A 15812-nucleotide genomic window follows, 5' to 3' on the forward strand; every position below is an offset into this window, starting at 1 on the left:
CCGATTAGCTGCGTTTTAATTTTAACCGGGCATCCAGGGCGTACGAATGTCCTTTTTCGGTTTTAAATTTTATACGCTGACCTTTGTAATGTAAGTTGCATTCGTTCCCGGATCCGGAAAAAACCTCAACCCCTGTCAACATACCGTTTTTCCAGGATACGGACAGTTCAAAGCCTCCCCTGGCACGAATCCCTTTTATTGATCCCGAAGGCCATGCATCGGGCAGGGCGGGCAAAAGGCGGATCTCCTCTTCATCCGACTGCATGAGCATCTCAATAACTCCTGCCGCGCCCCCGAAATTTCCATCGATCTGAAACGGCGGGTGGGCGTCCAGCAGGTTCGGGTAGGTGCCCCCTCCTCCACCGTAATTCGTTTTTCGCGCACCGTCGGGTGCTACATAGGTCAGCAGTTGCCGGAACAGTTTATAGGCGCGGTTGCCGTCCCAAAGCCTGGCCCACAGGTTAATGCGCCAGCCCTTTGACCATCCTGTGGTCTCATCGCCCCTGATCTCAAGGGTTTTACGGCAGGCATCCGCTAGTTCAGGCGTTTTTTCCGGGTTTATCTGCTGTCCCGGGTATAGGCCGAATAAATGGGATTGATGACGGTGTTGCGGCTCCGCGTCTTCCCAGTCGTGATACCATTCCTGCAGGTTTCCCTTTTTTCCGGTTTTATAGGGATACATCCGGTTCATGGCGGTTTTCAGGCTATCCCTGAACTCCATATCCGAACCGAGCTCTTCCGATGCCTTTATGACCTGGGCAAAGCACTCCCTGATCATGGCGAGGTCGGAAGTGGCTCCATAGAGTGTTGCCCCCTTAAAGCCATCCGGCGTAAGATATACATTCTCCGGGGATGTGGACGGTGAAGTGACCAGGTAGCCCTGTTTATCCTCCACGAGCCACGCCAGGCAGAATTCCGCTGCACCCTTCATCAGCGGGTAGGCATATTCCTTTAAAAAATTCCGGTCCCCCGTGTATAGATAATGGTCCCAGAGATGGGTCACGGCCCAGGTCCCTCCCATATTCCAACATGCCCATACCGGTTCTCCCTTCCCGAAGTCGCCTACAGGGTTGCTCATGGCCCAGATATCCGAATTATGGCACGCGGCCCATCCCTGATCCACCCCGTAAAATGTCTTTGCCGTGACTTTCCCGGTCCGGGCAAGGTTGCCGATAAACGACAGGAAAGGATCGTGCATTTCGGTGAGGTTGGCAGATTCCGCCAGCCAGTAATTTTCCTCCGCGTTAATATTCATCGTGTAGTTACTGCTCCAGGGCGGCCGTATATGGGGGTTCCATATCCCCTGTAAATTCGCAGGTACTCCCCGGGTCCTGGAACTCGATATCAGCAGATAGCGGCCGTATTGAAAATAAAGTGTTTCAAGGGCTTTGTCTTCCGCCCCGGAAGTATATCGTTTTAATCGTTCATCGGTAGGTAAGCCGGGAGTTTCACTTCCTTCCAGGTTTAGCGTCACCCGCTTAAAAAAGGACTGGTAATCCTGCAGATGTTCCTGCTTTAGAGCCCGATAGCTTTTTGCAGAAGCATCGGCAAGTTGTTTTTGTGCAATGGCTTTATGATCAACTCCCTCTTTTGCCGGGTCTTTATCAAAACCGTTGAAACTGGTGGCCATGGACACCAACACTATCGCCTCATCGGCATTTTTTACCTGTATGGTACTGTCTGTTACTTTTACGGTACCGCCCCTGTTCACTACCTTAAAATAAGTTGAAAAACGAGTACCGCGGTCTTTATCGAAACGAACGGGGTTTTCATCGGGCCAGTAATTCGGGCTTGTGTGGTATGGGGCATAACCGTTTACCTTCAATACTCCCGTACTGCCCGTACTTTCGTATTTGAGCAGGCTTTGGAATTTCACATCAAAACTCAAAGCCCCTTTTTTACTGCCTGACAGCCTGACGACCATTACCTTATCCGGGTGGGAAACAAAGTATTCGCGGGTGTAACGGATTCCGTTCAGGTTATATCTCACCCGCGAGACCGCCCGGTCTATATCCAGTTCCCTACGGTAATTCTCAGCATCTCCCTGATGCCTGAAATCAATGTACATGGTCCCCAGAGGAGCATAGGACTGGGAAAACTTTCCCTGGATTTTTCTGTTCAGCCGCTCTGCCCGCCGGTAGTCTTCCGCTTTCAGCGCTTCGCGGATCTCCGGGATATGTTTATGCGCTTCCGGGTTCATATAAAGGTCCACCGGTTCGCCGGACCACAGGGTGGCATCGTTCAGGTATATCTTTTCGGATTGGACCCCACCAAAAACAGACGCCCCGTGCTTTCCGTTTCCCAGAACAAGTGTTTCTTCGAAATGGGTCGCCGGCCGGTCGTACCACAAGACCATATCCGGTTGTGAAAAGGCCATCCCCGGGCCAAGCAATATAATGGGAAGCAGAAGTTTTAGAACGCGAATCATTTTTTACGTATTATATATTTATTTTCCGGACTACCACAACTACTCCGAAAATTTCCAATAATCAAAATACAAAATTTTACTTGATGCTTTTCCCTTGAAGACAAAATATACATCATGTACACCTTTTACGTTTTCCACATGAGTTGATACCAGCGCCCATCTGTCATCTCCGCCCGTAAGGGGAACATCCACCGTTCCTAACAGCTTCCCGTCAAGGCTGTCCACCCTGATCTCCATACGTACCTGCCCGTTATGAACGGTTCCCGTTCTCGCCGTAAATCCTGAGGGGCCTGTTTCCCTGAAGTCCACATCCCTGACCTTGATATAGGCATTGTTCTGCATGGCTGTTATAAAAACACCTACCACATCATTTTCCATGGATTTGACACCTTCGGACCAGGCTATGGTTTCTGCTTCGGTCTTGATATAAGGGTTAAGGGTTTTCAAACTTTTTTCTATACCGTCGGTCATTTTCATTTGTACTATAGAACCATCTTTTTCGAATTCCGCTTTTTCAACCGCAACAGAACGTGTAAATCCGCTTCCGCCGGGCAAAGCGCCATTGTGATAAAAAAAGTATGTATTTCCTTTGAAATCCACAACACCGGGATGGTTTGTAAAAGCCCCGCCTTCAGTTGGCATTACCACTCCCCTGTATTTCCAGGGGCCTGTTACACTATTAGCGGTAGCATATCCGATATGTTCGGGCAATGGGCCCGCTGCAAAAAACATATAGTACAGCCCGTTGCGTTTATACAACCAGGGGCCCTCCTCATAAGTGGTAGGCCTGCGGGGGTTTTCCTCCCCTTCCCGCTTTCCGAAGGATTCTACCGTATTGGGAAACTGCTCTATTTCCCCTTGAATGGAGATCATATCCTCGTTCAGTTTGACATAATAACAGACCGGGTTTCCCCACATCAGGTAAGCCTGGCCATCGTCATCCACAAAAACAGTAGGGTCGATATCAGCCATACTATTGCTGATCAGAGGTTTGTCCAAAGGATCAATAAAAGGGCCATAAGGGCTGTCTGCCACCGCTACTCCTATACCGTTTTTATTGTCCCTGTCGGTAACCGGCACATACATATAGAATTTGCCATCCCGCTCAATGCACTGCGGAGCCCAGGCATTCATCTTGCCCCAGCTAAAGTCCTTATAGGACAGGACTGCCCCATGATCTGTCCAGTTGACCATATCTTCGGTAGTGTACAGCCTCCAGTCATTCATGGTAAACCAGGTGGATCCGTCTTCGTCGTGAGAGGTATAAAGATAGAGCTTGTCATGATATACCATCGGAGCGGGATCGGCCGTATAACTGGTCTGAATAATGGGGTTTTGAGCATTAGCCAAACCACAATGCACAATGAATAGTATGAAAGCGGTGATTTTTTTATAGCTGAATTCCATGGATCTCCGGTTTTTATTGAGCTAATACAAATCCTCCTTTGGATTGAATGGTCAGTTGTAACGTTCCGTTACGGGAAACTTTTATTTTTTCCATGTACGTTTCCCTGTCCTTATTGTCATTATATATGGTCACTGTTTTTCCGGCAAACATGGGCAGGCTTAATTTTAGCTTTTTGGCCTTGTCTTCGGCATTCACACCTGCGACATACCATTTTTCCTTATGCCTGCGGGCAAGGACACTGTATTTGCCCGGATAACCGTCAATATACAGGGTTTCATTCCAGGTGGTAGGGACCTTTTTCATAAAATCGATCTCAAACCCGGGAACATCGGTAAGGTTATCCGGAGTCAATGCAAACATTTGTACCGGGTTCTGGAAAAGAATACTTGTGGCTAGCTGGAACCCATCGGTGGTTAAGCGTTTTTGTCCTTTTTTGTTTCCTTTATTGAGGTATTTATTCAGTATAACGCCTCCGAACTCCATACTGGCCACACTGTTCCGAATAAAAGGATGAAGGCTGGCATAGAAGGCCTCCTTTTCGCGCGTATCCTGAACAAAAACCAGCATTTCAGAGGCGAGGACCGCTTCGCTCCCCACAAAATTGGGGAACATTCTCTCCCAACCCCTCGGAAGCGTGGCCCCGTGAAAAATGATCATCAGGCCATAATCATTGGCATCGGAAAGGATATCTTCGTACAGGCGCATGGTTTCTTGCTTGTCACCACCAAAGAAGTCCACTTTCAAGCCTTTAACTCCTACTTTTTTAAGCCATTTCATTTCTTCCTTTCTGGAAATGGAGGTATTCATTTTGTTTAAAGGTGTCATAAAGGCATCGTTGGCAGTGCCGTTGGAGTTATACCACAAAAAAACGTCCACTCCTTTAGACCGGGCATAGCTGACAAGTTCTTCCATTTTTTCATAGCCGATCTCCCTGTCCCACCAGGCATCTATGAGTATATATTCAAAATTCAATGCCGCTGCCAGGTCTATGTATTTTACCTGGTCGTCGTAATTCATACTGGGGTCCTGCCAGATGATCCAGCTCCATGTACCCCGGCCGTATTTGTAATCTTCAGACGGTTCATAGAGGGGGTCGACCACATCAAACGGGATGGTGGTTTCCACTATGGGTTTTAATGTTTCCCCAACGGTAATGGTCCTCCAGGGGGTCACTCCCGGAAGCCCCAACTGTGCGCCTGTACTTCCGAAACCGTTATTTTGTTCCGGGGAAGGATAGTCAACAGTATACACGCCGTTGGTATAGCGGCTTAAATGCGAAGCGGTGTACAGGCTCCGTGCCCCGGTCTCCGAAACCAGGGCCCAGCCGCGTTCCCCGATATGAAAAAGCCCGGGGAACACATAACCTCCTGCGGAGTTATTCTCGCTCATGGCGGCATCGGGATCGTAGCCGCTCTCGTAACTCGGGGCCGTACGGGCAAAACCGGTCATGGGTTTCATCATGGGCGATAAAAATGTGGTGGTAAATCCGGGAAACCTGAAACCGGTAATTTCCCGCTCCACTACACAGGCTCTGGTTTTCCCCCACACCGGCAACTCGTAACGGAAGGCAATATCGTTATCACTTACCCGGAATACTATGGAAATCATCTTATCCGCTTTATTCTTCAGGGTGTATTTCAGTGTATTTGCCTTATAGGATATTTCCGATCTCTTTATCCTGTCCTGTGTGTATTCTTTTTCCACTTCCCCTTCGGATGATTCCACGAAACTCAGGCCGGAGGTAAAATCCCCCTCATTGGTCATAAGTCCCAGGGGAGAGTTTTCCAGAAAAGATTGTCCCTTATAGGTTACATTATACAAAGCTTTGCCCTTATTGACCGATACCTCGACCTCCAGGTTTCCGTCCGGACCGGAAACCGAGATGTTATTTTGTGCGTGGGCTACTATGGAGAGCACGAGGCCACATAAAACAAGTATTCTTTTCATATATGTTTATTTATGGACGGATGACCGAAGACAGGTTGCCGAAGCATACACCCGTCATCGGTCACCCGTCCCTTAAATTTTTTGCACGTCCGGGAACCGGGCATCAAAACGGAACGGCGTCGTTTGCGGATGTGGCATACAACCCTATCAGTGCCCCTGTGAAGCCTCCTGCTACATTGGTCGATAAAATATCCCCCGAAACCGTGCCTCCCAGGTTTTTAAATCCGGAACCGTCAATGGCATAGTTGAAACGGTACTCGTCTCCATCAGCGTCTACCTGTAATTTTACCGGTTTTTCGATATCTATTACCGTACTTGCAAGGATCTCCGAACGGGCCTGGCTATCTCCCCTGTCTTTTCGGGTTCTTTCCAGCAGCAGCACGTAGTCCTTTCCCTTTCTGGTGATACCGAATACATAATTGGAAGATTCGTTTTGCAAACAGACAATACCGGCCAGGTCTTTCCCCGAGCGCGGTTTGTAATCCATGGTGGTGGTGAAAGAGAAAGTATTGTGTTGTTGCCTGTAAAAAAGGGTGGACGTAGGTTTCAGTTCCTTGATGTTCGTGTCAAAAGGTTTGATCTGCAAGCCGTTCTTCACCTTTGAGATAAAGGCTTCGCGGGGCCCTCTCAACCCGATCCAGCGATAATCGAGATTTTCCGAAGAAAAATCTTCTTCATAAGTGAAGTTCCCATTGGGGAAATAGCCTTCCTGTCCCGTTTTATTGACCACGCCTTCGGGCATCTTCAGTTTGGGTTGTATAGGGACCAGGCCGTTTTCAAAAACCGGGAATTCCCCGGACCAGTCCACGGGTAAAATAAAGGTTTCCCGGCCCGTGTTTACCCTGTCTTTCTCATTGGGGCGAACGGCCAGGAAAACACCATAATATTTGTTGTCCGGCCCCATGATCAGGTCGGCATGGCCTGCCCAGTCCACTTTATTTTTACGTTTTTTCGGGAAATACCTCTGGGTAAGTATAGGATTAGAAGGTGCCGGTTTATACGGGCCTTTGGGGCTGTCGCTTACAAAGATCACCTCGCTGTGGTTACCTCCGGTGCCTCCTTCGGCGCACATCAGATAATAACGGCCGTCTTTTTTATAGATATGGGGGGCCTCTATCCATATCGGTTTTTTGGAAAGGTCCACACCTCCGTTAACGATGATCTTGTCCGTACCGGGAATGACCCGGTCCTTTTCCACATCGTACTCCCAAACCTTGATTACCCGGTGGCCTTCGTAAAGCGCCTCTTCCGGAGCATCGTTGTGCACTACATAAGCCCTGCCATCATCATCAAAGAAAATAGAAGGATCAATCCCGTTAAACTGTAATTTTATCGGTTCACTCCACCCCTGTTCCGGGTCTTTGGTTTTTACCACGATGTTGCCCAGGCCGCCTGCAAAAGCCGTGGTGATCATATAAAAGGTATCATTGTTCGGATTATACGTAATCCCGGGAGCGTAAACCCCCTGGCTTATCCCGGTATCGTGTACATCCAACTGGGAGGTTCTGTCCAGTACATGGCCGATCTGTGTCCAGTTCACCAGATCTTTGGAATGAAAAACAGGTACCCCGGGAAACATCGCAAATGAGGAGCACACCATATAGTAATCATCTCCTTTCCGGGTGATGGCAGGATCGGGATAACAACCCTGTAATATGGGATTATAGAACTCATCCTCTTCCAGGGGATGGTCTTTATAGACCTGGTCATTTCCCGAATATACCGCCCCGGAGAATACCGGGAAATTCTTTTTTTGTCCATGGGCTCCGAAAGAAAGGAATCCGGCCATAATGATCAAAAGTATCGTGTATCTGTTTTTCATGGGTTATATTGAATTAATTTCTGATTTAATATACTGTGGAAATTTTGCTTATTTCTGTAGATCCATGCCCCAGACGGAAAGCATTACTTCTGCATATCTCTTACCCAACTCCCTGTATCCTTCGGCAGAGAAATGTAATCCGTCGCTAATAGCTTCACATCCTTCGGACGAAACGATATGTGCCGTCGGAATGGTTTGGGGCAGGGTTTTAATGATGGCATTCATGCCTGCACATTTCCCTCCCTGCTCCCCGCTTACCAGTTCGCCGGCAAGAAGCGGGGTTTCTTCTGCTTTCAGCCTGAGATCTTCCAGCAGATTATCGTAAACGGTTTTTACTTTCTCCGGCCAGGATGTATCTCCCGTATCGGACTCGCCCTGATGCAGCAGAATTCCCTTGATTACTCCTTTTTTCCGGGCCAGTTTTGCCATTTCCACCAGGCGTTCGTAAGGATTTCCGTCATAGGTTTTGACCATGTTCTTCAACCAATCGGGTGCGTCGGATACATAAGACTGATAATTGTCTTTATCGAACAGTTCGATCTTACAGCCTCCTACGGAGACATTAATGACTCCAATACGGATATTCTCCGGTAGCCTGTCTACAAGTGCACGGCCGAAATAATCGGAGGGTGTCAAACCCGTATTACAACGGCAAAGCGGCGGGCGGGCCGTGTACCATTCTCCTTTTTTTCTCCCGAGATCGGGACAGTCTACGGCAGACAGCATACGAAAACGATCGTTGACCTCAGTGGTATCCACAGTTTCAAAACGGGCATGTCCTTCCATGTTGGACTGGCCAAAAGCCAGAAATATGTAGAAATCGGGGTCCTGGGCAAAAGTCTTGCAGCCAAACAGAAGTATAACTATACAGCTTATAAAAGTATATAATGATCTCATTGATATGTGTACTAAAATCAGATTTTCAATATTCCCATACCTGGGAGAATCTATATTATCTAAACAGCAAAGGTGCGAATTGATACAGGCTGCGGCGCCAGCTTTGAAACTCATGCGCCGTACCGGGCGAAACATAAAAGCGGGTGTTCATGCCTGCCTTCTTAACTGCTTCGGTGTTTTTCCTGGGGTCGCCCCAGGGACCTCTTCCCGGATTTTCGAGTTCCTTACTTCCGTAGCTTACAAATAACAGTTTTACATTCTTTTTAAAATCCGGATGTTCTTTCAGGTCGTCCGGACTAATGCTTCCGCCACTAAAAAGGCCTACGTATGAAAATACATCCGGATTGGCAAGCGTGATGATCCGCGTTTCCATTCCGCCCATGGAAAGACCTGCCATGGCACGGTTATCCCGATTGGCGAGGGTACGGAAATGCGTATCGACATAAGGGATCAACTCATCTATAAGTACGGGTTTGAAAAGGGGTAATATCAAATTCATTTAATTTTCCGAACTCGATATCATTGGTCATCCCGTAAGTCATTACGATGATAAAGGGCTTTGTTTTTCCTTGAGCGATCAGGTTGTCCATGATCAGATTAGCGTGACCCTGATTGGGCCAGGAGGTTTCATTTTCGCCAAAGCCGTGTTGCAGATACAAGACCGGATACTTTTTTGAAGGATCGGTATCATACCCCGGAGGAGTATACACATAAGCCCTGCGGGAAGTGTTGGTGCTTTCGGAAGGAAACAGTATCTGATGTACATGCCCGTGTGGGACGTTTTTTAATGCATAAAAGTCCTGGTCGCGGGCCGGCACATCCACACCGCTCCCCCATCTGACGGCCCCGTAATAATAGCGCGAACCGGGATCGGGAACGGAGGCGCCGTCTATGTTTAACTGGTAGTAATGAAACCCTTCATCCTGGGGAGCAGACTCTCCTGTCCAAACGCCGTTTTCATCTTTTACCAGGTCGTATTTTACCCCGCCGATATCCAGTTGCACTTTTTGGGCTTCAGGCGCTTTGATACGGGCACGTACCCTTCCTTCGGAATTAACCTGCGGATATTCCTTTCCGGGCTGGTTAGTCACAGCGGGTTTAAAATCTTCCTTTACCGTCGCATGGCCTTCGGTTTGTCCAAAGCCCCATGTGCTGATTAAAGCCAGCAGCAATACTAAAAGGTATGATTGGTTTTTCATTTTTTTAAGGTTTTTATAGGGTTGCAATTGTTATAAATCTTCTACAGTGTTTTTAATTGATTGTAACGGCTTCATTTTTTAAATCGCGAACATCCGAACTATTTCCATAATAAATTTCGTATTTCCCGGGGGTAATGGCCATTTTACGCTGGTTCACATCATAAAATTCAAATGAAGACGGCGGCAGGTCTATGGTGACCCGCTTTGTTTTTCCCGCATCTATTTCCACACGCTGAAATCCTTTGAGCGTTTTAACAGGCGCATCTTCCGTATCGTTCACTTTTTTAACATATACCTGCACTATTTCGGTCCCTTTCCGGTTTCCCGTGTTTGTTACCGGGATACTGATCTGAACTGTCTCTCCCGAACTGATCCCGGATGTACTCAATTCGGCCTGTCCGATCCTGAATTCCGTGTAGCTTAATCCATAACCAAACGGGAACAGGGCGTCCTCCATATACCGATAGGTTCTTCCCGCCATCGAATAATCTTCAAAATCCTTCAACTGATCGGAACTTTTATAGAAGGTTACAGGTAATTTGCCGGACGGATTATAGTCTCCGAATAATACATCGGCAACGGCCTGCCCGCCGGACTCTCCCCCGTACCAGGCCTGGAGAATGGCGTCGCATGTTCCGGTCTCGGGGGTTAAGGCAATGGCAGAGCCGGAACAATTCACAAAAACTATTTTCTTCCCGGCTTCTTTCAGTGCCTTGAGGCAATTGCGCTGGACCAGGGGAAGTTCGATATCGGTGCGATCGCCGTTTTTAAAACCGGGATAGGAAACAGGCATTTCTTCTCCTTCGAGTTTCGTGGAAAGTCCGCCCACAAAAACTACGGTGTCCACACCGCGAAGCTTATGGAGCAGTTCCGTATAATCTACATCTACCTCCCGGCCAAAATTGAACTCAATATTGGCCTGCCAGTCATTCTGCTGGGCATACAAAATTTCTATTTTATATGTTTTTCCTTTTTCTCCCTTCAAGGGTACCCTTGAAGGGAGAGTTCGCCAGTTGCTGTATTTTTGTACGGACTCCCCGTTTACCCGTAATTCGAAGGCTCCTGTAGCCCCGCCCTTGAACACGATCTCTTCGTCCTTCGCAGCTTTGAACTCGGTTTCATACCGGGCTGAAAACCCTTCCAGCTTTACCCCGGGGGCAAATTCGTGCTGTCCTGCGGTGGTGAGCTTAATGGGATATGTAATTTGCTGTACCGTAACAACATTTCCCGAACGATCACTGCTGTTCCAATAGGTGGCCTTGAACCCGCTTTTACCTTCGAATGAGCATTCGGGGAAATAGCTTTCGGTGACTTTATTCTCCACGAGGTCACAGCCCTTGTCATAAATGATCCTACCGGAAGAAATTTTCGACTTTATCCCGTCCAGGATCGTAATAGTACGGACGGGAGTCCCGTTGTAGTTTCCCCAGAGCACGGGAGCATCGTCTGCATTCGGGCCTATTACGGCGATCTTATCCACAGTCTTTTTTAACGGAAGGATATTGTTTTTGTTTTGGAGCAAGGTCATGGATCTCCGGGCCATATCCAAAGCCAGTTGCCTGTGTTCTTCATTGTTCACTACTGAAATGGGGATCTTTGTCCACGGGACAAGATCATCAGGATCCATTTCACCGAGATCGAAGCGGCCTACGAGTACCCTTTTTAACCGGGTGTCGATATCTTCCTCTTTGATGAGCCCGCGTTCTACGGCTTCGGGAAGTAACTTGTAGTTGTGGGCATTCCACTGGCATTCCACATCTGTTCCCGCCAGTACTCCTTTTGCCGCGGCATGGACCGCATCGGACGAAACACGATGACTGGTATAAAAGTCCTGTATGGCCCCGCAATCGGAAACCACAAGGTATTTGTAGCCCCATTCTTCCCGGAGGATATTCTGCAATAGCCTGTGGCTTCCGCAACAGGGTTCATCATCCAGCCGCTGGTAGGCACACATCACCTGTCGTACACCGGCTTCGGTGACCAGCGCCTTGAATGCCGGCAGGTAGGTCTCCCATAGATCCCTTGGCGCTACATTATTCAGGTTCAGTTCGTGACGGCTCCATTCCGGGCCGGAGTGCACCGCGTAATGCTTGGCACACGCGAGCAGTTTTTTATACCTGGCATCTTCCGGTCCCTGCAATCCTTTAACCACGGCCACGCCCATACGGGATGTGAGGTAGGGATCTTCTCCGTAGGTCTCCTGCCCCCGGCCCCAACGCGGATCGCGAAAGATGTTGATATTGGGCGTCCATACCGATAAGCTGAGAAAACGCCTGTTCTCTTCGCCTTTGCGCATGGCTTCGTTGTATTTAGCCCTTACCTCATCTGAAGTGGCATTAAAAATCCTGTAAACGAGTTCGTCGTCAAAAGATGCCGCCATTCCTATGGGTTCCGGGAAAACGGTAACATTGTCGTTGTTGGCAAGTCCGTGCAGGGCTTCGCTCCACCAGTTGAACTTTTTAATTCCGAGACGGGGAACGGCATCCGAAATATCACACATCAAAGCCGCCTTTTCCTCTAGGGTAAGCCGGTCTACCAGGTCTTCGGCCCTTTCTTCCGAACTCAATTCCGGATTCTGATAAGGCAGTTCCTGGGCCGGGCAACAGAAGGTACAAAGTAGGTTTATCCATACCAAAACTCCGATATATTTAACTGTTTTCATGGTTAGGGTATTTCTTTCACAAATGATTTTCTCAGTCTTGCCTTAGCAGCCGGACAAAATAAACCGCTCCGGCCGTACTTCCCTGTAAAGCCTTAAATTTCACCCTGATATTTTCTTTGCCTTCAACCATGGAGTCGGGGATTCTATATTCCACATCCTGAAAAACAGATTGATTCCACCGGCCGGTATTGTCTTCGGCAGCTAATTTCTCATCATCGATGTATATTTCAAATTTCCGGCTTCCCCATTCAGCACCCCAGTACCGGACCATAAGGCTTAAATTTGTCCCGGAACCGGTTTTCATCCGGTAACTGAAATACCCGTTATCCCGTGCATCCCGCCAAAATTCGTCATGGTGATTCCCAGTGGTCGATCTTTCATATTGCAGCATGTGATCGGTTTCGGGCTGTTGCTCGCCAGTGGCCACAAAGTCAATGGTACGATCTTTAATGGCCATTCTCTCATTTTCCAGATTTGTCAATGAGTCAATATAAGTTTGGTATCCGTTACCTGTCAAAGCCAGCCAATACATCATATATCTCGCATCATGGATCCGGAAAAAAGGTTCCAGCTTAACATCAACCGGGTTTACCATCTTCAGGTTGAGCTTAAAATTTAGCGGTTCATTCTCAACAGGCTCCAACTTACCGGCAATATTCTCAATATCATCTTCAATCAGTATCGGAGCTTTGTTTACCGGTAATAATTTTCCCCCGGGATACTGGCTCCAGCGACCGTCGTCTGCGATAAGGCCTTTCAGGTCTTCTGTTCCTGTTTTAGCTCCCAGCAATACAGGTCCGTGCATAAAAGCAATGTAATCCGGCACATTGGGCAAATATTCAACGGTATTGTGCATGGGCATACTTACTTCGAGTACATCACCCTTTTCCCATTTTCTTTCGATGCTTATATAAGACGAGGGAAGTGCTGAATATTTAACTTCTTTACCATTCACGGTAACTCTTAATGCTCCTTTCTTTACCCATCCCGGATACCGCACCATCAAATTAAATCTTGAAGCTCCGTGGGTTATCGTCAGATTTGTGCGATCTTCGAAAGGAAACCCGGTTTCCTGTTTAAGCCGGACATTCCGGTCTTTCCAGTTGAGTTCCGATGCGATAAAGAGATTGAGAAATAATGAGTCTCCCGAATGTGTGTATATAAACTGGTTGTACCTGGCAGGATTTTCCATTCCCGTACCCACGCAGCACCACATGGCCTCGTTGGGTGCGGAATACACCCTGTAATGACGGGGGCGGGCCGGTGTAAAGTACACATATCCTCCATGCTCCGGGTGCTGGGTGGAAAGGATGTGATTGAACAGGGTTCTTTCGTAATAATCGGTATAATGAGCTGATGGCCGCTGCCGGAATAAAACCTCTGTCAATTTTAACATGTTATACGAGTTGCACGACTCCGGACCGTCGACGTCCCTGATAAAATCGCTGCATGCGTTTACACTCGGGAAATGCTCCCTGCGGCTATTACCTCCGAAAGCAAGAGAGCGGTGAGCAGTGATCGTTTCCCATGAGAAACTTCCGGCCTTGTTGTATTTTTCATCACCATCCAATTCAGCGATACGTGCAAATCCGATAAATTTGGGAATTTGTGTGTTGGCATGTTTGTTGTCCAGGTTATCCGTTTTCCGGGATAACGGTTCCAGAAACATGTTGTGCGAATACCTTTTTGCAGCATCCAGGTATTTTTTGTCACCGGATATTTGATAGGCATCTGCAAAGGTCTCATTCATTCCCCCATGCTCCATATCGAGTATATGCTGCATCTGATCGTCATCCAGCCCGGAAGCGATGGCTATTCCCCAATCGCAGAATTCCAGGAACATGGATTTCGCCTCTTCGTAACCACAATACAGCCAGGCATCTCTGAGACCGGCATACATTTTATGCAGGTTGTAAAAAGGGGCCCATGAAGAATCATAAACTTTGAAATCCCCGACTCTGAACCCTGACCACAATGTTTCACTGTTCGGAAAGCCTCCCAAGTAGCCTTTGCCCCAACCGGGATTATTTACAGCATTGCCCTCCTGGATTTTTTCAAGTTCAGAAAGCATATACTCCATTCGTCTTTTACATTCTTTATGCCCCGTTGCTTTATAATTCATGGCCAGGGCCGACAAATAATGACCTGCTATGTGCCCGTCAAGCCCCTTCCAGTTGGGATAGCCCGGAGCTTTTTCGGGCAGGCCCGCTTCCTTACGGTACGGCGCCAGTAAACGATCGACACTATATTGGAGAAGCACTTCGATATTGAGATCACGGGCGTGTTTAAACATCCCGTCCAGCAATGTCACATCAGACAAGGGGAATGTATTATGATAAAGTTCATCCTGTCCCCGAACCCTAAGAAAACACATCAGAATTACATTAATAACTAAAAAAATCTTTATTCCCTTCATCCATTAAGTTTTTACGCCGAACGGAAACTGTCTGCTCCGGCATTGGTACGTTCAACGGCATAGCACCCATCACAAAATTCTATGTCAGAACAGCCACTCTCGTGGCCGATTAAATTCTGTTTAAACATGCTCTTCTATATGGCGTCGCTTTTAATGAAGCCTTTAACTTTTCCGTTAAAGATACAAATAAATAGTCTTATTGACTATTAGATGAATTAAAAAAATATTATATCCGACTACCTGTCCTATCATCACCGGCAAAAAATTGTACTGTTACGAATATTCCTGTTTTTCATTGTTTACAAGTTCTGCAATTTACTCTTTCCTCTACCCAACCTGTTTCCCTTTTGTTACATATTCCTGGGGGTTATGTTACATCATCCGTCTGTACTATGCCACAAAGGGAAAATTATTTAAAACAACAAGATACAGGTGTGCCCGAGCCCCCCCCTAAACTTCGCCAATGGTTTAGGTTCTTTTTACCGGATACTTGTGAAAAGTTTAAATTTACCGGTAACTTAAACATGAGCCACCTTAAATCAGACAAGAATAATACAACCCGGCATATTGCAACAAACGCCTGTTTTTTAGCCTTTTAAATAAAACCTATTCCGGGGTGTTTTAATTCAGAAAGCCCACATAAAAGTTCCGAATCTTTCAAAAATGGGTTCGGGAGTTGTATCCTTTGGACTGTCCCAACAAAGACAAGACCCCTGGGAGACCGGGACAATCGGGACTAAAGGGCAGGAAAAACGGTCATTAAAGCAATCCCTTTGACACCGGAAGTAGTTGATTTAACGGCTAACCCATTCCCTTTAGCCGCTAACCGGGTTGCCTACAGGGTCTACAATCGAACAATCCATTCCTCTTTTGCTGTTCTTAAATAACCTGGAAAAGGAAGAATCTCTACAATAAAGAAAAAAGCTAAAGTGAATTAGTCAATATTTAATTTGTGAAAAACCTCTGTCCAAAACTACTAAACATACCTTGCGGAATTACACTCTCAAATATAGCTGCCAAACTTACCTTGGAG

The 15812-nt window shown here is 47.4% G+C and carries 9 protein-coding genes; all 9 read right to left on the minus strand.

What is annotated here, in order from left to right:
- Nucleotides 1-4: 4 nt before the first annotated feature.
- Nucleotides 5-2428 (minus strand): glycoside hydrolase family 95 protein, encoded by a 2424-nt coding sequence (locus tag LS482_RS07440; protein WP_233031146.1) that lies wholly within the window; start codon nt 2426-2428, stop codon nt 5-7.
- A gap of 39 nt (nt 2429-2467) precedes the next feature.
- Nucleotides 2468-3835, minus strand: coding sequence for a glycoside hydrolase family 43 protein (locus tag LS482_RS07445; RefSeq protein WP_233031147.1), 1368 nt, complete (start codon nt 3833-3835; stop codon nt 2468-2470).
- A gap of 13 nt (nt 3836-3848) precedes the next feature.
- The gene (locus LS482_RS07450) at nt 3849-5783 is read right to left on the minus strand and encodes a glycoside hydrolase family 97 protein (protein WP_233031148.1); all 1935 of its coding nucleotides are present in this window, start codon (nt 5781-5783) and stop codon (nt 3849-3851) included.
- Nucleotides 5784-5886: 103 nt separating this feature from the next.
- Nucleotides 5887-7572: a glycoside hydrolase family 43 protein gene (locus tag LS482_RS07455; protein WP_437441016.1), complete on the minus strand. Its 1686-nt coding sequence runs from the start codon at nt 7570-7572 to the stop codon at nt 5887-5889.
- Nucleotides 7573-7653: 81 nt separating this feature from the next.
- Nucleotides 7654-8502, minus strand: coding sequence for a sialate O-acetylesterase (locus LS482_RS07460; RefSeq protein ID WP_233031150.1), 849 nt, complete (start codon nt 8500-8502; stop codon nt 7654-7656).
- A gap of 55 nt (nt 8503-8557) precedes the next feature.
- Entirely contained in the window at nt 8558-9001 is a 444-nt protein-coding gene (locus tag LS482_RS21655) for an alpha/beta hydrolase (RefSeq protein WP_254714330.1), read from the minus strand.
- Complete coding sequence (locus LS482_RS07465; RefSeq protein ID WP_254714331.1) at nt 8958-9701, minus strand: alpha/beta hydrolase-fold protein; 744 nt, start codon at nt 9699-9701, stop codon at nt 8958-8960. Before LS482_RS07465 ends, LS482_RS21655 begins: the two co-directional genes overlap by 44 nt.
- Nucleotides 9702-9753: 52 nt before the next feature.
- Entirely contained in the window at nt 9754-12363 is a 2610-nt protein-coding gene (xyl3A, locus tag LS482_RS07470) for a xylan 1,4-beta-xylosidase (protein WP_233031151.1), read from the minus strand.
- 31 nt (nt 12364-12394) lie between these two features.
- Nucleotides 12395-14779, minus strand: a complete 2385-nt coding sequence (locus LS482_RS07475; protein ID WP_233031152.1) for a glycoside hydrolase family 127 protein — start codon at nt 14777-14779, stop codon at nt 12395-12397.
- Nucleotides 14780-15812 lie beyond the last annotated feature (1033 nt).

Origin of the sequence: Sinomicrobium kalidii, from assembly GCF_021183825.1 — a bacterium.
GTDB lineage: Bacteria > Bacteroidota > Bacteroidia > Flavobacteriales > Flavobacteriaceae > Sinomicrobium > Sinomicrobium kalidii.